Here is a 19,720-nt window from a genome sequence, read left to right as displayed (position 1 = left end):
ATGTCTTCTTTAGTCATTTTGGGAGCAACTGGTTTTCTGGGCAAAGTTCTTATTGCTCAGAAGAATATACCCTCTTCAATAAAAGCGGTGGCCCGTAAAATTCCATCTGATGCTGATTTGCATTCAGAGAGAATTACATGGTATGACGTTGATCTCTTGAGCCCACGAGCACTCGATAAGGTACTAGAAAAAGACGATATTGTAATTAACACCGTTTATATTAATACGCACAGTGAGGTTGATAATCTTCGTTTGATCAATAATATTATTGATGCATGTGTGCGAAACGAAGTAAAAAGATTAATCCATTGTTCGACTGCGGTTGTTGTAGGCACTGCAAAAGAACCTCGTATTGATGAAACAGTGACCTGTGTACCCTGTACTCAATATGAAAAAGTTAAATTCGCAATAGAACAGCAGGTACTTAATGCTGTAGGAAAGGGATTTGAAATAGCTATTTTAAGGCCGACAGCTATGGTTGGTCCTCATGGTAAAAATTTGCTTAAGTTAGCTAATTCATTGATTAATGGTAATCAATTGGTTAATTATTTGCGGGCTTCTCTTTTTGGAAGGCGAAGAATGCATTTGGTTTCGGTGAGAAATGTCGCTGTAGCAATAGTACATTTAGCATTATTGGACCATTTACTGAGTGGCAGTATTTATTATGTTTCTTCTGATGATGATCCTGAAAATAATTACTTGGGTGTAGAAAAGATTCTATTGGAAACGCTTGGTCTTGGGGCACGTAAAATTCCAATCTTGCCAGTTCCCTTGCTATTTTTATCGATTCTACTCAAAATCAAGGGTCGTTCAGAGTCAAATTTAGCTCGAACCTATGATTCCAGAAAACTTCTAGCGACTCACTTTGTTCCCATCGATTCCTTGTATGATGCTGTTAGCGAGTTCGCCAAAAGTATAAGAAATTTGTTGTAATAAGGATTTTTGATTGTGACCTCTAATAGATTCCTCTTTAATTTTGCTGCTTCATATTCTGGGGGAGGCTTTAAACGACTTTATGCCTATGCTAAATGGTTTAATCATAATGGTGGTGCAGGATTTATAATACATCCTCAGTGTAGTTCTCTAATAAATGAATTCCCAAATAACCGCTTCACTGTCGTAGGTCAGTCAAGATTCCAACGGTTGCTCAATGATTGTGATTATCTGGATGAAATTCGCAAAACAATTGGCGTGCCAGATGTTTATTATTCTTATGGGATACCTGTTTATACGAAATTTGGACGAATAAACTGGTTTCATTTGAGTAATGTTTTACCTCTTGGTCCATGGAGTGTTCCTTTATCCTTATTTGATAAGGTGAAACTTAGTTATCTCGGTAAAAGAATCAAGAGTAATTTAGAGAATGTGGATATCATTTCAGCAGAGTCAGATTTTTCTTTAAGTTTGATTCATTCGAAGTATGCTAAAAAATTCTTTTTGTCTGTGAATGGGAGCGATGACGAGATATTATTTCAGAAATCTCAACATACCCAAAAACAAGATAATATTGCTGTGGTGGTTGGGACATATCGTTACAAAGCGATAGAAGATTCTTATCGTGTATTTGAAAGGTTAAGAGAGAATAATCCTAAGTTAAAATTGGTAGTTATTGGAGACGAGAAAAAAGTCCCTAAGCATCTCCATATTAATCAGAATATCACAATGACTGGTCGTCTGCAGAGAGACGATGTTATCAGCTATTTACGAAACTCTCAATATTATATTTCTACTACGCGTATAGAAAATTCATACAATGCAGCGTCAGAAGGCATTTTTTTTGCCAATGAATCATTTATTTCTGATATTGGACCTCACAGGGAATTGCTTGTGGGGATGCCTTTTGAGAGAATTTCTATCCCTAATATGGATAGGCAGGTGTTGCATGTAAAAAGACAGGATATTTCAACTCTGCATTTAAAGAACTGGGACACTGTTATCACAGAGATGATCAAACGAGTCTCGGAAACGTGAGGGCTTAATAAGCAGATTAATCGATTAAATAGTATTACTTAATGAACATTCTCTTGGTATCTCAATATTTTTGGCCCGAATCCTTTATTATTAATGAGTTAACTCACTGTCTTGTTATGCAGGGACATACGGTTGAAGTACTCACAGGAAAGCCTAACTATCCGGATGGGGATATCTTTAAAGGATATGCGGCCAAAGGATGCACCACAGAATATTTCAATGAAAAAGTCGCGGTGCATCGGGTGCCGATTTTTCCCAGAGGTAAAGGAGGGGGTAGGCGATTATTACTCAATTATCTTTCTTTTGTCTTAAGTGGCTTATTTTACTTTCATCGTTTGATTAAATTAAGACAATTTGATGTGATTTTTGTGTTTGCACCGTCTCCTATAACCTCTGCTATTCCTGCCATCTACTTAAAAAAGCGGCTTAAACTGCCGTTTGTATTATGGGTTCAGGATCTTTGGCCTGAAAGCTTAAGTGCTACGGGGTTCATAAAAAATCATCGGATACTCAGGTTTGTTGGGAAACTCGTTCGTTGGATTTATGCTTCTGCAGATATGTTGCTAGTGCAATCACAAGGTTTTGCAAAACCAGTCTCGCAATATGCACTTGCAAATAAAATAGTTTATTATCCAAATTCCTATCTTGACAAAGCCCCTGAGACAGTCGAAGAGGAGTTGATTCCAAACGATTTATTGCTGCAGTTGGAACGCAATTGTTGTCTTGTTTTTGCGGGCAACCTTGGTACTGCGCAGTCACTCCCCACCATCGTTCAGGCAGCTGAGCGGCTCAAGCATTTGTCCGATTGCAAGTTGATCCTGATTGGCAGTGGAAGTATGAGTGAGTGGATTGCGCGGCAGATCGTTGAAAAGGGTTTGAACAATCTGATTTTGGCAGGTCGTTTTCCCTCGTCAGTGATGCCCCATCTATTCTCCCGAGCAGCAGGACTATTGGTGACACTGAAGCGAGAGGAAATTTTTACCTATACGATTCCGAGCAAGATTCAAGCTTACTTAGCGGCTGGCCGTCCTGTGATTGCAGCCCTTGATGGTGAAGGTGCTCGCATTGTTCAGGAGGCTGGTGCAGGATTCGCATCTCCTGCTGAGGATGAAATAACATTGGCCAAAAATATAGAACGGCTTTACCATATGTCAAACTCAGAACGGGATAAACTAGGCCAATCTGGCCGTGCCTATTTTCTTGAGCATTTCGAGATGGTGCGTCAGAGTCAACGACTCATAGAAATTCTTAAGGAAAGAATCAGTAAAAAGGAGACATCTTAAGTGAAGATTTTAGTATTAGGTGCAACAGGCATGTTAGGCAGTGCCATCTTTCGGACACTTCAAAACAGTGAGCATTTTGATGTATATGGTACCTTGCGTGATATAGAGGCACTACGATATTTCCCCGTTCAAATGCATGCAAAACTGATTTCTAATATTGATGTGCTTGATGAAGACAAGCTGATTAGCGTATTTGAACGAGTTCGACCCAATCTAGTGATCAATTGTGTGGGGCTGATAAAACAACTAGCTTGCGCTAACGATCCTTTGATTGTACTACCGATTAATGCGATGTTCCCTCATCGCTTAGCCAAAGTATGTGCTCAATTTGAGACACGGATGATACACATCAGCACTGATTGCGTTTTCTCTGGACGAAAAGGAGCTTATGTTGAGTCTGATCGCTCTGATGCGGAAGATTTATATGGTAAATCAAAATTCATTGGTGAGATACCAGAGTTGTCGCACGTCCTTACGTTGCGTACGTCGATTATTGGTCATGAATTAAATAGTCATTACGCCTTGATTGACTGGTTTCTTTCGCAAAAAGAACAAGTGAAAGGATATGTGAATGCTATTTTCTCCGGATTGCCCACCGTAGAATTGACACGTGTGATGAGGGATTTTGTCATTCCTCGGTTTGATTTATCCGGTCTTTACCATGTGGCGGCAAAACCTATCAATAAGTACGATTTACTCAATTTAGTTGCTGAAATCTACGGAAAAAAAATCATTATCATACCTGATGAGCAGGTCGTCATTGACCGTTCATTGAACGCACAGCGTTTTAGAGAAGCCACTGGCTATGTTGCTCCCGAATGGCCACAGCTCATTGAAATGATGCATAAATCACATAACTTTAGTGGAGATGCATTGAATGCTTAAAGTAATGACATTGGTTGGAACACGGCCTGAGTTAATTAAAATGAGCCGTGTCATCGCTGAGTTGGATAATCAAGTTAATCATATTTTAGTTCATTCTGGTCAAAATTATGACTATGAGTTAAACCAGGTTTTTTTTGATGAGCTGGAAATTAGAAAACCGGATTATTTCCTGAATATCTCAAGAGATACGGTTGCAAAATCAATTGCGGATGTTATTACCAATGCAGATACTCTTTTTGAGGAAGTAAAGCCGGATGCATTACTTTTGTATGGTGATACGAATACTTGCCTTGCAATCATCGCCGCAAAGCGAAGGAAAATACCTGTATTTCACATGGAGGCGGGTAATCGTTGTTTTGATCAGAGAGTTCCTGAAGAGTTGAATCGTAAAATAGTGGATCATTTGAGTGATATCAATATGGTGCTGACGGAACATGCCCGGCGTTATTTGATTGCGGAAGGGATAAGGCAAGAGACTATTTTTAAAACAGGATCGCACATGGAAGAAGTTTTAAACTACTATATGCCTAAAATCCATGCTTCTAAAATCGTTGAGCAATACCAGTTTGAGCCAGAGAAATTTTTTGTTGTTAGTGCTCACCGCGAAGAAAATGTTGATTCTCCTGAAAATTTAAGCGATTTGGTTGAGAGTTTAAATGCATTGGTGGAAAAGTACCAATACCCTGTTTTTTTCTCAACCCATCCACGAACACGAAAGCGCATCGAGAATTATATTGGTAAGAATGCAACCGATCCAAAGATTCGATTTGAGAAGCCTCTAGGTCTTTTTGATTATATAAAACTTCAACTCTCGGCCTTTTGCGTATTGTCTGATAGCGGAACAATCATGGAAGAGGCTTCTTTGCTTAATCTTCCTGCGATAACAATAAGAAATGCACATGAACGGCCGGAAGGTATGGATGAAGGGACCTTAGTGATGAGTGGACTTCGGAAAGAAAGAGTACTTGAGGCTGTGGAGGTAGTGACTTCTCAGCACAATAGACTGTATCGCACCATACCTGTGGTTGGTGATTATCAGGCTGGAGCAGTGTCTAAACAAGTTGTTCGAATTGTTTTAAGCTATGTCGATTATATTAATCATACAGTATGGCGTAAGCAAAAATCCTGTATTCCTGATGTAGGTGTTACCACCTTCATTAAAGATAAAGGCGTTGTTTGTTAAGTAAGTTAAGCGGTCTGTAGCTCTGTAGGGGGAAGGTCATGAAAATGAAGACTAGAGTTACGTCAGAGTTTTTCTTTTTATTGACTACAGCTGTTTTGCTCGTATTGGCTGTTGGCAGCAGGCCTAATTTTGTAGGAAGTGATACAGCTGCTTATGCAAATTATTATGACAGATTACACAACCATTTATCTGTTTATATCAATTACGAATATTTTTTTCAAACGATAGCAAAACTACTTACCAGATTTTTTTCAACACCGGAATTCTTTTTTGCTTGCATTGCCATTATTAATTGTGCGTTGATTACCATTTTAGTGTTGAAACTTTCTGCCGTTATAGAACATAAGATAGAGACCTTCCAACTGTTTTTTCTAATGGGTGTGTTTTTATTGTTGTCCCCGTTCTTTTTTGCAGTAATGGCCAATGTGATCAGGCATGGTACTGCCATCCTTGCATTGTTTATTTTTTATGTGACGCTGATTTCCCGAACGAATCTCTTACTCTTAGCGCTATCTCTTATCATTGCTTTGGGGTTTCACTACACCTCGATAATTGGCATTGCTTTCTCCCCGCTACTTTTTCTGCGCTATCGGGCTATCTTTTATTTAGTATTAATAATGGTTTGTCTCTATATGTCTGGATTGAGTGAGAGGATGATTCACTTTATTTCCACTCTGACCCCTCTTGATTTATATAGCAAAATCCAGGGATATCGTTTAGATATAGGCTATAAGAGTGGCATACGACTTGATTTTGCCTTATTTACATTAGCGGCAGGGGTAATATCCAGTGGTTTTGGAAAGTATTTTTTAAATGCTGATGATAGAGCGGTTTTTTTCCCATTGATAAAAATTTATTGGGTTCTGGTTTTGCCGTTTTTCTTTTTTGGATTTGCTGCTTTTTCAGATCGTTATCTATTATCAGGATGGCTTTTCTTGTCTGTACTGGGGGCTGTTTTTTTAGGGCTTCTTCTAAGAAATTATCTTGTTTCTGCACGTTATCTTTACTCTGCATTTGGGGTATCGACCGTATATTTCTTATTAAGGATGCAAGGATTATTATAGCCATTGATACAAAAATATTGAGAGGAAGCATTTAGCATGAATGAAGCAGGTAAGCGAACTGTGTTAATAACAGGTGGGACAGGATTTGTTGGTAGACAATTGATTCAACGGATTCTTGAAAGAAATGATTATCTTGTGCGTGCTGTTATTAGAGAGAGTAATATCGAAACGCTTGGTGGCTGCGAATTAATACCTGTTCGGGATATTGCAACCCACGATGATTGGTCTAAGGCCCTGAAAGACTGTGAAGTAGTGATTCACATGGCGGCTCGTGTGCATGTGATGAAAGAAAATGCCTTAAATCCTTTGCAAGAATTCAGACGAGTAAATGTTGAAGGGACACTTAATCTAGCAAGACAAGCTGCACGCCTAGGTGTGAAACGGTTTGTCTATATTAGCTCAATCAAAGTAAACGGTGAAAAGACCCAGTTGGGTCATGCTTATAGACCTGAGGATCTTCCCGCTCCTGAAGACCCCTATGCGACTTCAAAATATGAAGCAGAACAGGGGTTACTGGCTTTATCAACAAAAACCGGGATGCAGGTTGTTATTATTCGTCCGCCTTTGGTTTATGGCCCTGGTGTGAAAGGTAATTTTCAACGCATGATGAATTGGCTCCAAAAAGGGTACCCGCTTCCTTTAAAGACAGTGAATAACAAGAGAAGTTTGGTTTCTGTTTATAACCTGACTGATCTTATTATTCAATGTATGGATCACCCACAAGCAGCTAATCAGGTTTTCCTGGTCAGTGACGGTGATGATCTGTCCACAGTAGAGCTTTTGCAAAAAATTGGTGAAATGATGAATAAGCCAGTGCGGCTGGTGCCAGTTCCTTATTGGATGTTAAACAGTATGGCGACGATCATTGGCAAACAGGCCTTTATTCAACGTTTGTGTGGCTCATTGCAGGTTGATATCAGCAAAACCTGTGAGCTGCTTGAGTGGAAACCAAAAGTAAGTGTTGATGAGACTCTGCGTAGGGTAGTACGAGATTCATGATCACTCTTAATAGAGCGCGTTGAACCCTAGGGTGTTGACAATTGATCCCCAACCTACGTGCCGCGACTTGTTCGCGGCATCCAGGAGATCTAATCAGCTGCAGATTTCTTCATAAAGATCGCGCCATTCTGGATTTAAATCTTCAATTAAATTTAACTTCCACTGTCTGCACCAATTTTTGAAACGCTTTTCCCGTCGAGCAGCTTCTACATAGGTTGAATGCACTTCATAATAGACTAGGATATGTACACTGTGCTGAGCTGTAAACCCTGAAGTCACCTTATTTTTGTGTTCCCAGACACGTTTAATCAAATCTGATGTTGAACCGACATACATAGGAAGCCAAATATATGAGCACGCTATCGTCAGCATTGAAGCATAATTTCGCTTATCATTCGAAGATTGGGCTTGTCATAAATCCTATGCTGTAGCATGCTCTTCCTCAGCTTGGACCAAAGCTCATCGTTGAGCATAAGTCTAAGCATTGCAAAACTCGTTTTGTACTTGGTGTCAGGACCTATAATACGAGTTCTTATTTATCAATGGATTAGACGCCTATTCAAAGAACGGACTTTAATTTGACCGTCTTCTGGATGCCGCGAACAAGTCGCGGCACGTAGGCGTTGGGGATCAATTGTCAACTAGTACAGTGGCTGTCCAATTTTGACAGGTAAAAATTGGGCAGCCACTGTACTAGTAGAAGGCAAGGCTAAATCTCCACTCCTGTTTTGGTGTCTAATGATAAGTTATTAAAGAATGCTTTTAATGAGAAGCGACTTATTCGGCGACTAACGTCTATCGCAAATCGTTCCATTGGATAAAGAAAATAGGCGCTAATAATTACTAAAGGCAGACTGGTTAAATAAACCATGCTATATGTCTGCAGCTGATTGAAACCTAAGCCGTAAAGCCAACTAATAAGCCAAGAAGAAAAGGTGCAGTAAATGGGTACGTGGATTAAATAAAGTGGAAATGAAATTTTTCCAAGAAACAGCGAAACTCGGTTGGAGAAAAAAGCAGAAAGTCGTTGCGAATAAAGCACTGACCACACAACAATAAGAGACATTCCAACTAATGGTAAGAAGACTGAGCGATCCGGTGAGCGAAAGGATGAAAAAATCATTAGCGCAATAAATGCCAGGAAAGCCACACGGTTATTGGGACTGGTTTGGTTAGAGGTGGTGTTGCTTTTGTAATACTCAGCAAGTAAATATCCATATAAGAAAAAGGCTGTGTAATGAAAACGTAGGTTAAGCACCAGGAATGCTGATACAGCAATCATTGTTATAAAAAGACGTCTGCGATTCCAGTAGTTATGAAAGCCCGCGATAAAGACAGTAGTATAAATGAAGTATGACCCCAATAACTCTCTAGGCATTGTCCAGGCTGGAGGAATGTACGTGTGGTTATTATCGTAATTCAAAAAGACGTTCCAGAATGAAAATTTAAGCGCATCTGTAAAAGATGGATTAAAAGTATAGAACGGATCATAGCCCCATTTAGGTTCAAGAGCAGTGGCCTTTATGTTATGTAGAAATGAGGAGTAGAAACCAAAGACAAGTACGAGTAATGATACAACAGCAATTGGTATCGTAAGGCGAATGTATCTGGCAACGAGCGTCTTAACGAAGGTGGCAGGTTCCATTCGATAACCAATAAAACGGTAACTCAGAACAAAACCCGAGATGATGAAGAAAATACCGACGGCTAGTCGACTATCAGTCAGAGGTGTCATGAAAAGGTAATTAAATGGTGCAATGGAAGCAGTTAAGTGTCCAATGGCAACGGTTAAAGCTGCTCAACCACGTAATCCATCAAGGCTGCTTAATCGATTCGTGAATGTTTGATTAAAGCCTTCTTTCCCAATATTCATAAATGACGTATCCATCTTATTTTTAGCTACAGCGGGTTATGATGATCCTCACAGATGTAGGGTTTGTCAAGCCAAGATGGTGATAATTTTAAAATAACTCCTTGATTCGATTATCAAGTTTTCCTTTGATGCTTTTTAAATTTAGTGAAATAAGTCTTCAATCTTTTCTATACCAAGAAATAAAAAATCTTTATTACTGGCGAGAAATGATTGAAAGAATAGAAAAGGCAGTAGAGAATAGAGCTAATTTAAAAATACATCCCTTAGTGGGAGTAATACGGGGTTAACTCTGAGGTGTAATTGCATCAGCAAGACGCTAATTTGTGTTGATCATGGAGGCATGTGTATGGTTTGGTTTGGTTTTTTTTTGTTTGTTTTTAGTTTGTGTTGGGTATTAACTGGATTATTACGTCGTTATGCCCTTGCGACTAATTTACTTGACATACCAAATCATCGCAGCTCACATGTGGTGCCGACTCCGCGAGGAGGAGGGTTGGCTTTTATTGTTAGTTTCCTGGCAGCGGTGCTGTTTTTATTTTATTTAGACCTCATCTCTTTTTCTTTATCTTTGGCTTTGTTAGGTTCAGGAACCTTTGTTGCCATTCTTGGGTTTCTGGATGACCGTCGTTCTATTCCAGCAAGATGGCGCTTATTGGGGCATTTTGTTGTCGCTGGTTTTTCTATTTATGTGTTGGGTGGAATGCCATCGATTTCTGTTTTTAATTGGATTTTCCCGGCTGGGGTCCTGATTAATATTCTTGCAGTATTTTATCTGGTCTGGTTGTTAAATTTATATAATTTCATGGATGGTATTGATGGCATTGCCGCAGTTGAAGCGGTGACGGTTTGTTTAGGGGGGGCTTTGCTTTATTATCTGTGTGGCGATGAAACGGAAATACGCTTACCGCTTACTTTAACCGTTGCTGTAGGTGGTTTCCTATGTTGGAATTTCCCTCCTGCCCGTATTTTTATGGGCGATGCAGGGAGTGGTTTCTTAGGAATGGTATTGGGGATATTGTCAATTCAGGCAGCAAGGATTGACGGTAACTTTTTTTGGGCTTGGCTGATTCTTTTGGGTGTTTTTATTGTTGATGCTACAATAACCCTGCTTTGCCGAGCGTATCGTGGAGAAGTTTTATTACAGGCGCATTGCAGCCACGCTTATCAAAATGCTTCTCGACGTTATAATACCCATTTGCCAGTGACGATGGGGGTATTGGTAATAAATCTTTTGTGGTTGTTCCCAATGGCTATGATGGTGGGATTGGGTTTTATTAATGGGAGTTTTGGATTATTAATTGCCTATCTGCCTTTGGTTGTTTTGGCCTTTAAATTTAATGCTGGGAAAAGAGAATAATTTGAGTAAACGTATATTTGATATTTTTTGTTCGTGTACATTATTGGTGTTAATGTCTCCCATCATATTAATAATTATTTTCCTTATTCGGTATAATTTGGGAGCCCCAGTATTCTTCCGTCAAGAACGTCCTGGTTTGCACGGTAAGATCTTTCGCATGATAAAATTTAGAACGATGCGAGATATTGCAGATGCGAGAGGAGAACTTTTGCCTGATTCTCAAAGGATGACCTCGTTGGGCAAGTTCTTAAGGGCGACCAGTCTGGATGAATTGCCTGAACTATGGAACGTTCTGAAAGGCGAGATGAGTATGGTTGGTCCAAGACCTTTATTAACTGAGTATTTACCACTCTACAGTATAGAGCAAAGAAGACGTCACGATGTAAAACCAGGCATCACAGGATTAGCCCAAATCAATGGGAGAAATGCTTTGTCGTGGGAAGAGAAATTTAAATTAGATGTTTGGTATGTGAACAATCAATCTTTGTGGTTAGATATCAAAATACTGCTCTTAACAGTCAAGAAAGTTTTGATATGTGATGGGATTACAAGTGAGGATAGCGTGACCGCTGAAAAATTCAAGGGGACGAAATCATGAAATCACTGGCAATTCTGGGGGCTGGTGGACATGGAAAAGTCATTGCCGATGCTGCTCTTTGTTCGGGATGGGAAGAGATCGTTTTTTTCGATGACAAATGGCCTGCGTTAAATTGTGTGGGTATTTGGGACGTTATAGGAGATTCTCAATCATTCAGTGCCAAAGCATCTTGCTTTGATGGGGTTATCGTTGGCATTGGAGATAATGCAATTCGCTTAAATAAGATGACTCATTTACTTAGAGATGATATTCCTTTGGCAACCATCATTCACCCTACAGCGACAGTCAGTCGTTTTACTACCTTGGGGCAAGGTTCCCTGGTTTGTGCAGGTGCAGTGATAAATCCGGATAGCCGTATTGGTATTGGCTCTATTATTAATACTGGGGCTACGGTAGATCATGATTGTTGTTTGGGTGATGTTGTTCACATTTCACCAGGTGCAAATTTGGCCAGTGGTGTTCAGGTTGGTGACTTAAGTTGGGTTGGTATAGGTTCATCTGTTCGCCAAATGATCACTATTGGTGCTAGGGTAATCGTCGGGGCTGGAGCAGTTGTGATTAAAGATATCCCTGATGATTGCACAGTAATTGGTGTTCCTGCAGAAATTATTGAAAATAAGAAGAGGTAACGTGTTAGATACAGCTTTTACTCCATGGCCTAATTATTCCGAAGATGAAGCAGAGGCAATAAGCAGAGTGCTTCTCTCAAATAGGGTGAATTATTGGACAGGAAATGAATGTCAAGCATTTGAGAGGGAGTTTGCTTCTTGGGTAGGGGTGGAATTCGCCATCGCCTTGTCTAATGGTACCGTTGCATTGGACGCTGCGCTTAAAGCGATAGGTATTGGTGCTGGGGATGAGGTGATTGTAACTTCTCGCACGTTTATTGCCTCAGCTTCTGCTATTGTAATGGCTGGAGGGACTCCCGTATTTGCTGATGTGGACGAAAATAGTCAAAATATCACAGCCGAAACCATTCAAAAAGTGTTAACGCCTCGTACCAAAGCAATTATCTGCGTTCATCTTGCCGGGTGGCCTTGCGATATGGATCCCATTTTGTCTATTGCTCAAGAACATGGCTTATTTGTTATTGAAGATTGTGCGCAAGCTCATGGGGCAAAGTATAAGGGACGCTCAGTTGGTTCATTAGGTCATATAGGAGCCTGGTCTTTTTGTCAGGACAAAATTATGACGACCGGTGGTGAAGGAGGTATGGTCACCACGAATGACCGTCAATTGTGGTCATTGATGTGGTCATATAAAGATCATGGAAAATCATGGGGTGAGGTGTTCAAATATAGCGGCCAGCCTGGGAGTGAGAGATTTAGACTGAACCACCAGTTTGAATTTCGCTGGTTACATCATAGCTTTGGCACCAATGGTAGGATGATCGAACTACAGGCTGTTCTTGGGCGATTGCAACTGCAGAAAATGCCAATCTGGCACCAACAACGTTTAGAAAATGCTCAACAAATTTGGAAAACGGCCTCTCAGTTAAGAGGTCTACGAGTGCCAAGTATTCCTTCAGATATAGAGCATGCAGCTTATAAGTGCTATTTATTTGTGAAAGACGATGAACTAAGAGCTGACTGGGGCCGAGCCCGTATTGCCGAGGCAATTAATAAAGAGGATGTCCCTTGCTATTATGGTTCTTGTCCAGAGGTCTATTTAGAACGGGCATTTGATAATACAAACTGTCGACCTGCAAAGCGTTTATCTGTCGCACAACGATTAGGTGAGACCAGTTTGATGTTTTTAGTTCACCCAACGTTGTCAAAATCAGAGATCGATAAAACCTGTCGTGTCTTAAAAATGGTGATGGCTGAAGCAGCTAGTCAAGAAGGGTGATAATGAGAATATTGGTAACTGGTGGCGCTGGTTTTATTGGATCTGCTTTGATTCGTTATCTATTGACGAATCAATTAGCCTCTGTAGTCAATGTCGATAAATTAACTTATGCTGCTAATCTTGCTTCTCTGAATAGTGTAAGCACAAGTAAGTACTACATCTTCGAGCACGCTGATATTTGTAGTCAAGAAAAAATGACTCAAATTTTTACTCGTTATCAACCCGATGCAGTGATGCACCTGGCTGCAGAAAGCCATGTTGATCGTTCTATTGCAGGTCCTGCTGACTTTATACAAACGAATATTGTTGGCACATACCATCTTCTTGAAGCAGCTCGTTCTTATTGGGAAATATTGCCACAGTCAAGAAAAGAGAAATTTCGCTTTCATCATATCTCTACAGATGAAGTTTATGGTGATTTGGACGAGTCAGATGACCTCTTTAAGGAAACTACTCCTTATGCTCCCAGTTCCCCTTACTCCGCAAGCAAGGCTAGTTCTGATCATTTAGTGCGAGCATGGCATCGAACGTATGATTTACCAGTTTTGATAACCAATTGCTCAAATAACTATGGTCCTTATCAATTTCCCGAGAAGTTGATTCCTTTAATGATTCTTAATGCGCTTCAGGGGAGCTCCTTGCCTATTTATGGTGATGGTAAGCAAGTTAGAGATTGGTTATATGTAGATGACCATACCCAGGCCCTCTATTGTGTTTTAACAAAAGGCAAAGTAGGCGAGACCTATAATATCGGCGGATGTAATGAGAAAATGAATGTGGATATTGTTCTCAAGATCTGTGAGCTGTTAGAGGAATTAATGCCGTCAAAGCCACAAGGAATTAAATCTTACAAAGAGTTGATTACTTATGTAAAGGATAGGCCAGGTCATGATCGACGCTACGCTATCGATGCAAGTAAGATAAAAAACGATCTAGGTTGGACTCCTCTGGAAAGTTTTGAGACGGGAATGCGAAAAACGGTGCAATGGTATCTGGATAATAGGCAATGGTGTCGGCATATTCTCGATGGCTCTTACCGTAAAGGGCAAACCAAGGAACCATGTGCATGAAAGGAATTATTCTAGCTGGTGGGGCAGGGACAAGGCTTCATCCTGTGACAAAAGGGATCTCCAAACAATTACTTCCTGTCTATGATAAGCCGATGATCTACTATCCTCTTTCCGTACTCATGTTGGCAGGAATTCGGGATATTTTAGTGATCACCACCATAGAGGATGAGGATTCATTTAAACGCTTGCTAGGGAATGGTGAGCAGTTTGGTATCCGCTTGAATTACGCTCTGCAACCAAAACCTGATGGTTTAGCTCAGGCATTTATTATCGGCGAGTCGTTTATTCAGGATGACTCTGTTTGTTTGATTCTGGGAGATAATATTTTTTATGGTCAGGGCTTTACGCCAAAGCTCAAAAACGTGGTAGCCCGTGCATTTGGAGCTACGATTTTTGCTTATCCAGTAAAGGATCCAGGACGTTTTGGTGTGATTGAATTTGATGAAAAAATGCGTGCACTTTCTATTGAGGAAAAACCTGCGAACCCGAAATCAAATCATGCCATCACCGGTTTATATTTCTATGACAATCAAGTGATTAACATTGCCAAACAAGTCAAACCATCGCCTAGAGGAGAGTTGGAAATTTCATGTATAAACCAAGCTTATCTTGAATCCGGTCAATTAAACATTGAGCTCCTTGGCCGTGGATTTGCCTGGCTCGACACAGGCACTCACGAAAGTCTTCTAGAAGCCAGCATGTTTGTCCAAACCATAGAGCATCGCCAAGGGTTAAAAATCGCTTGCTTGGAAGAAATTGCTTACCGTAATGGTTGGCTATCAAGAAATGATATCGAAGAATTAGGCAAATCTCTGTGTAAAAATAGCTACGGCACTTATTTGCTGGAGCTTTTACAAAATGAATGATCAATTTTTAGGAGAGGATTTACAGAACGTGTCATCCTCGCGTAAGCGGTGATCCATCTTGATTATAGTAAAAAATGGATTCCCGCCTACGCGGGAATAACAGTTTCATGAATCGTCTCATTTTAAGCTATACAGGTAGCAACCATGATTCTATTTAATAAGCCACCCGTAACAGGTAAAGAAATCGCCTACATTAATACCATTATTAAAAATAACGGCAAATTATGTGGCGATGGGCCTTTCACAAAAAAATGTGAACAGTGGCTCGAACAGCACTCAAGGGTTAAAAAAGCCTTACTTACGCCTTCATGCACTGCTGCTTTGGAAATGGCTGCCCTGTTAATTGATATCCGACCGGGCGATGAAGTGATCATGCCCAGTTATACCTTTGTAAGCACAGCCAATGCTTTTGTGTTACGCGGCGCAACCATCGTATTTGTTGATATTCGTCCTGATACAATGAATATCGATGAAAATAAGATAGAAGAGGCGATCACTCCCAATACCAAAGCCATAGTGCCAGTGCATTATGCCGGGGTCGCCTGTGAAATGGATAGCATCATGGCGATTGCGAAGAAGCATCAGTTATATGTGATAGAAGATGCTGCACAAGGAGTCGTGGCTACTTATAAAGGCCAACCATTAGGTTCAATCGGACATTTGGGTTGTTATAGCTTTCACGAGACCAAAAATTACACCGCAGGAGGCGAGGGTGGCGCCTTGCTAATTAACGATGAGCAATTTGTGGCGCGTGCAGAGATCATTCGTGAAAAAGGAACGAATCGATCGCAATTTTTAAGAGGGCAGGTAGATAAATATACGTGGCGAGATATTGGGTCAAGTTTTTTGCCATCAGAATTGCAAGCGGCCTATCTTTATGCTCAGCTTAAAGCCGCTGAATTGATAAATGACAGGCGATTATTATTATGGTCTCAATATCATGAGGCATTCGAGAGCCTTGAGTCGATAGGAATCGAAAGGCCCGTTATCCCTCAAGATTGTATACATAATGCGCATATGTATTATCTTAAACTGGCTACAAATAAAAAACGCGAGCAATTTATAGAACATATGAAAGCTCGTGAAATTCAGACTCCCTTTCATTACGTTCCCTTGCATTCAAGCCCTGCGGGATTGAAATATGGTCGATTTTCTGGAAAAGATTGTTTCACGACAGTTGAAAGTAAGAAACTTGTTCGCTTGCCACTTTGGTATAATTTACCCTTATCCGATCTTGAGTTGATCATTGAGCGAACCCTTGCCTACTTAAGAGAGGAACAGTGCAACAACTAAAGGTCGCTGGTCTCACTGCCATTTCACATTTGAGCAGATTACTTACTACCCTGTATATTATTAAGCAAATTGCTGTAACGCAGGGACCTGATGGCTTGGGGTTACTAGGCAATTTTATCACTTTGGTGACAGTTGCAGGCACGCTCGCAGGTGGAGGTATCTCTTCGGGGCTGATTAAGTATGTAGCGGAATATTCCGGGTCTATTTTTAGACAGCTGAGCTTTAGTGGCAGTGCACTGATTTACACAGGCGTCGCAAGCTTACTTACCCTGAGTGCAGGTCTGGTATTTATTCCCGGCCTAACCAATTATATTTTCTTAAGTCAGTCCTATCGCAGCTATATTTATTTTTTTCTAATCGCTCAACTATTAATCTCTTTTAATAATTTTGGTTATGGATTAATAAACGGTTTGCGGAAGAATAATGTCTATGCCTTGATTATTATCACCGGCAATATCCTGGCTGTTATCCTGGCCGCTTATACCATTAAACATTATGGTCAGTGGGGCGCAATAATTGCTGTCATTGCGCCTGTTATTTGTCCTTTTATACCTCTTGTATTATATGGTGTTTCCCAACGTTTCTTGCGCAATGTACGCTTTCGTTCATTGAAACAAGACAGTGTTTTATTATCAAAATTTAGCTTGATGTTATTGTGCAGCGCCATTTGTTTTCCTATTGTTGAAATGTATGTCAGGAATGAAATCATTCATGTTGTAGGTATAGAAGCAGCGGGATTTTGGCAGGCAATCACCAAATTGTCTTCTGCTTATTTGAGTTTTTACTCTTTATTTCTTACATTCTATTTCGTGCCTATTATTTCATCAGAATCGAGCCAGGCAAAAATTGTTGCCGAGGTTAAAAAAATGCTCTTTTTTGTAGCTGTCTTGTTTATCCTAATGTTTATTTTCTTTTTGTGCTTAAAGGAAACCATTATCAGAACGGTGTTTACTGATAAATTCCTATCTATTAGCGATTTATTCATGCTGCAAATGGTAGGGGATTTTTTTAGAGTTCTGGGGTGGGTTATTGGCTTTGTTGTGGTTGCGAAAGCAATCACCAAACTTTATATTCTAGGTGAGATCCTGCAAGCGGGGTTATTTATATTGCTAAGTTCTATTGAGTTGAGATATACCCAGGGATTACAGGGTGTTGTGATTTCTTACATAATGACGTGTTTCCTGTATTGTGTAATTTCTATTACTGCATTTTACTATGTTTTTCGTGGTCGACGAGTGCTGGTTAGCGAACGAAAAACGATAAGCAACGATAAGTATTAGGGCACGCCCTAATTTTATTGCTTTTATATCAATTGATTGTTTTGAAATTGAGCCTGAGAGTAAGTATACAATGTCGAAAAAAATTCACTTAACCCGCGTCGCAAGAGTGTCTACTGTTCCTCTTTTTATATTTACTTTGCTGCGAACACAAGTTGAAGCAATAAGAGATAGCGGGGCTTCAGTCACCATTATTACTAGTCCTGATGATGCAATTGATTCTTTTAAACCCATAGATAATTGTCAATTTAAGCCTGTGCTCATAGAAAGAGAGATTCGTTTATTCTCAGACATTTTTTCTTTGATTAATTTAGTCAAATTATTTCGCGCAGAAAAGTTTGATATTGTGCACTCAAATACACCAAAAGCAGGGCTTCTTTGTGCGATAGCAGCGAGATTGGCTGGAGTACCAATCAGAGTTCATACATTCACAGGACAAACTTGGGTGACCATGCGTGGTTTGAAAAAATCCCTGCTTAAATTCTGTGATAAATTAATTAGCACTCTAACCACCTGTTGTTATGCGGACAGTCCTAGTCAACGCGATTTTCTGGTGGCAAATAAAATCGTTAAACCAGAAAAAATTGCTGTTCTTGGTAGTGGGTCATTAGCGGGGGTTGATATAGGTAGATTTAATCGCGCTAATTTTCCTGGGCGAGAGAGAAAGCAAATTCGAGAAACGGCAAACGTTAGAGAAGGTGATTTGGTTTTATTGTTTATGGGTAGAGTGACTAAGGAAAAAGGAATTTTTGAGCTTATCGATGCTTTCGTGCAGTTGCTTAAGGTTAAATCAGATGTGGTGCTTTTAGTCGCTGGGCCTTTTGAACAAGGTATTGAGCAGGAGATTAGGGAATATAGCAAACGATGCATTGATAAGATGAATTTTCTAGGATTTTGTTCTGAACCTGAAAAATTGATTGCTATAGCCGATATCTTATGCCTTCCCAGTTATCGTGAAGGTTTTGGTAATGTAGTCATTGAGGCAGCTGCCATGGGGGTTCCTGCAGTGGGTACACGAATTTATGGTTTGACAGATGCCATTATTGATGGAGAGACAGGACTTTTAGTTGAGCCTAAGAATGTCGCGGAACTAACCAATGCCTTGCATACATTGGTTTCTAATGATGAATTACGTATAAGGATGGGAAAAAACGCCTGGCTAAGAGCAGTAAATGAGTTTGACAGTAAAAAGTTGGGTGCGTTGGTGGTGCATGAATACGAAAAATTGCTAGAACAGATGAATATTAGATAGTTGTTGTTACAATCTGCTCCTTTCGATATCATACCTTAAGATCCAGTTTTTGAAAAAACATATACCTTAAAACTTGACTTTAAGGTTTAATTCGACACATCAAAAAAACGAATTACCGTGGTCAAGCCACGGTAATTCGGTGTAATAAGATAGAGGTCCAGCATCAATGACAAACTTTCTAAGTGATATTGATAAAAAACGTTTTGGATTTAATGTAGCAAAAGTAGAAGAATGGGGTGATGTACCCGAGAATCTTATCGACCAATTGCGAAAAGAGAATGTGAAACTTATTATTTCACGCTTGCGCGCTGAGAATACGGACACAATCAATAAGTTGGAGAAATTAAGGTTTGAACTCAAAGATACCCAACTAACCTATCGCTTTAATTTAAATTCTTCGAATCTGAGTAACTTAGGCCTTCCTCCCCATCTTCAATTACGAGAAGCGGTTGAGGCTGATATTCCAGCTATCGGGCAGTTGGCCAGACAGTCTTTTGAAAACTATGGACATTATTCAAACAATCGAAAGCTGGATAAAAATAAGGTTGACGAGATCTACGAAGATTGGGCAATTAACAGCCTCATCAACAAAGATTTCGCGGACAAATTTTTTATCATTGCTTCATCGGATGAGGTGGCAGGTTTCCTCACCCTTAAAATCGTGCGCCAAGGTAAAGATAATTTTGCTAAAGGGGGAATAGGAGCTGTATCGGAAAAATACCGTAATCAGGGGATATTCAAGTTATTAACTCAGCAAAGCCTTATATGGGGCAAAGAATTGAATTTGGATTGGGTGGAGCATAATGCGCTTGCGACAAACTACCCCGTTGGAAGAGTATTTACTTCCCTTGGTTTTTATAATTCGGCTGCGTTTGTCACCTTGCATTGTTGGTTGGACTAA

The 19,720-nt window shown here is 40.0% G+C and carries 19 protein-coding genes and 1 pseudogene; 17 read left to right on the top strand and 3 right to left on the bottom strand.

The window, feature by feature from the left end:
* Genes CKV79_RS08695 through CKV79_RS08665 form a run of 7 tightly spaced genes read left to right on the top strand, consistent with a single transcriptional unit; the run spans position 1 to position 7,385 of the window.
* Positions 1-933, top strand: coding sequence for an NAD-dependent epimerase/dehydratase family protein (locus CKV79_RS08695; protein WP_051546142.1), 933 nt, complete (start codon positions 1-3; stop codon positions 931-933).
* Between the two features lie 15 nt (positions 934-948).
* Positions 949-1,971: a glycosyltransferase gene (locus tag CKV79_RS08690; RefSeq protein ID WP_028373043.1), complete on the top strand. Its 1,023-nt coding sequence runs from the start codon at positions 949-951 to the stop codon at positions 1,969-1,971.
* A 41-nt stretch (positions 1,972-2,012) separates the two neighbouring features.
* The gene (locus CKV79_RS08685) at positions 2,013-3,254 is read left to right on the top strand and encodes a glycosyltransferase family 4 protein (protein WP_028373044.1); all 1,242 of its coding nucleotides are present in this window, start codon (positions 2,013-2,015) and stop codon (positions 3,252-3,254) included.
* Positions 3,255-4,139: a dTDP-4-dehydrorhamnose reductase family protein gene (locus tag CKV79_RS08680; RefSeq protein WP_028373045.1), complete on the top strand. Its 885-nt coding sequence runs from the start codon at positions 3,255-3,257 to the stop codon at positions 4,137-4,139.
* Positions 4,132-5,322: a non-hydrolyzing UDP-N-acetylglucosamine 2-epimerase gene (gene wecB / locus CKV79_RS08675; protein WP_081778062.1), complete on the top strand. Its 1,191-nt coding sequence runs from the start codon at positions 4,132-4,134 to the stop codon at positions 5,320-5,322. The genes CKV79_RS08680 and wecB overlap by 8 nt, the downstream gene beginning before the upstream one ends.
* Before the next feature lie 44 nt (positions 5,323-5,366).
* The gene (locus tag CKV79_RS08670) at positions 5,367-6,386 is read left to right on the top strand and encodes an EpsG family protein (RefSeq protein WP_157737139.1); all 1,020 of its coding nucleotides are present in this window, start codon (positions 5,367-5,369) and stop codon (positions 6,384-6,386) included.
* 36 nt (positions 6,387-6,422) lie between these two features.
* Positions 6,423-7,385, top strand: coding sequence for a UDP-glucose 4-epimerase family protein (locus CKV79_RS08665; protein WP_028373047.1), 963 nt, complete (start codon positions 6,423-6,425; stop codon positions 7,383-7,385).
* Positions 7,386-7,478: 93 nt separating this feature from the next.
* Here CKV79_RS08665 and CKV79_RS08660 read toward each other — a convergent pair whose 3' ends face one another.
* The 3 genes and pseudogenes from CKV79_RS08660 to CKV79_RS08650 all read right to left on the bottom strand — a co-directional run bounded on the left by CKV79_RS08660 (position 7,479) and on the right by CKV79_RS08650 (position 9,144).
* On the bottom strand, positions 7,479-7,757 hold the full coding sequence (locus tag CKV79_RS08660; RefSeq protein WP_051546143.1) for a GIY-YIG nuclease family protein: 279 nt from the start codon (positions 7,755-7,757) through the stop codon (positions 7,479-7,481).
* A gap of 2 nt (positions 7,758-7,759) precedes the next feature.
* Positions 7,760-7,870: pseudogene (locus CKV79_RS13915) on the bottom strand (IS5/IS1182 family transposase); the annotation flags it as partial.
* Positions 7,871-8,094: 224 nt separating this feature from the next.
* Entirely contained in the window at positions 8,095-9,144 is a 1,050-nt protein-coding gene (locus CKV79_RS08650; protein WP_331712969.1) for an acyltransferase family protein, read from the bottom strand.
* Positions 9,145-9,604: 460 nt separating this feature from the next.
* Here CKV79_RS08650 and CKV79_RS08645 point away from each other — a divergent pair, with 460 nt between their 5' ends.
* The 10 genes from CKV79_RS08645 (at position 9,605) to CKV79_RS08600 (ending at position 19,720) form a co-directional block, all read left to right on the top strand.
* Positions 9,605-10,615, top strand: a complete 1,011-nt coding sequence (locus CKV79_RS08645; protein ID WP_197697225.1) for an MraY family glycosyltransferase — start codon at positions 9,605-9,607, stop codon at positions 10,613-10,615.
* Positions 10,596-11,213, top strand: coding sequence for a sugar transferase (locus CKV79_RS08640; protein ID WP_131796068.1), 618 nt, complete (start codon positions 10,596-10,598; stop codon positions 11,211-11,213). Before CKV79_RS08645 ends, CKV79_RS08640 begins: the two co-directional genes overlap by 20 nt.
* A complete protein-coding gene (locus CKV79_RS08635; protein ID WP_028373052.1) occupies positions 11,210-11,842 on the top strand; it encodes an acetyltransferase in 633 nt (210 codons plus the stop codon). The genes CKV79_RS08640 and CKV79_RS08635 overlap by 4 nt, the downstream gene beginning before the upstream one ends.
* A 1-nt stretch (position 11,843) precedes the next feature.
* On the top strand, positions 11,844-13,061 hold the full coding sequence (locus tag CKV79_RS08630; RefSeq protein WP_028373053.1) for a DegT/DnrJ/EryC1/StrS family aminotransferase: 1,218 nt from the start codon (positions 11,844-11,846) through the stop codon (positions 13,059-13,061).
* Positions 13,062-13,063: 2 nt separating this feature from the next.
* Positions 13,064-14,131 carry a dTDP-glucose 4,6-dehydratase gene (rfbB, locus tag CKV79_RS08625; RefSeq protein WP_028373054.1) on the top strand — a complete coding sequence of 356 codons (1,068 nt, stop codon included), beginning with the start codon at positions 13,064-13,066 and terminating at the stop codon, positions 14,129-14,131.
* Entirely contained in the window at positions 14,128-14,997 is an 870-nt protein-coding gene (gene rfbA, locus CKV79_RS08620; protein WP_028373055.1) for a glucose-1-phosphate thymidylyltransferase RfbA, read from the top strand. Before rfbB ends, rfbA begins: the two co-directional genes overlap by 4 nt.
* A 144-nt stretch (positions 14,998-15,141) precedes the next feature.
* A complete protein-coding gene (gene rffA, locus CKV79_RS08615) occupies positions 15,142-16,290 on the top strand; it encodes a dTDP-4-amino-4,6-dideoxygalactose transaminase (RefSeq protein ID WP_028373056.1) in 1,149 nt (382 codons plus the stop codon).
* Positions 16,278-17,570 carry an O-antigen translocase gene (locus CKV79_RS08610; RefSeq protein WP_028373057.1) on the top strand — a complete coding sequence of 431 codons (1,293 nt, stop codon included), beginning with the start codon at positions 16,278-16,280 and terminating at the stop codon, positions 17,568-17,570. Before rffA ends, CKV79_RS08610 begins: the two co-directional genes overlap by 13 nt.
* 70 nt (positions 17,571-17,640) lie before the next feature.
* Positions 17,641-18,819 carry a glycosyltransferase family 4 protein gene (locus tag CKV79_RS08605; protein WP_028373058.1) on the top strand — a complete coding sequence of 393 codons (1,179 nt, stop codon included), beginning with the start codon at positions 17,641-17,643 and terminating at the stop codon, positions 18,817-18,819.
* Between the two features lie 166 nt (positions 18,820-18,985).
* On the top strand, positions 18,986-19,720 hold the full coding sequence (locus CKV79_RS08600; RefSeq protein ID WP_028373059.1) for a GNAT family N-acetyltransferase: 735 nt from the start codon (positions 18,986-18,988) through the stop codon (positions 19,718-19,720).

The sequence above is a fragment of the Legionella lansingensis genome (genome assembly GCF_900187355.1).
Lineage (GTDB): Bacteria > Pseudomonadota > Gammaproteobacteria > Legionellales > Legionellaceae > Tatlockia > Tatlockia lansingensis.
This window is presented reverse-complemented; position numbering and strand designations above follow the sequence as displayed.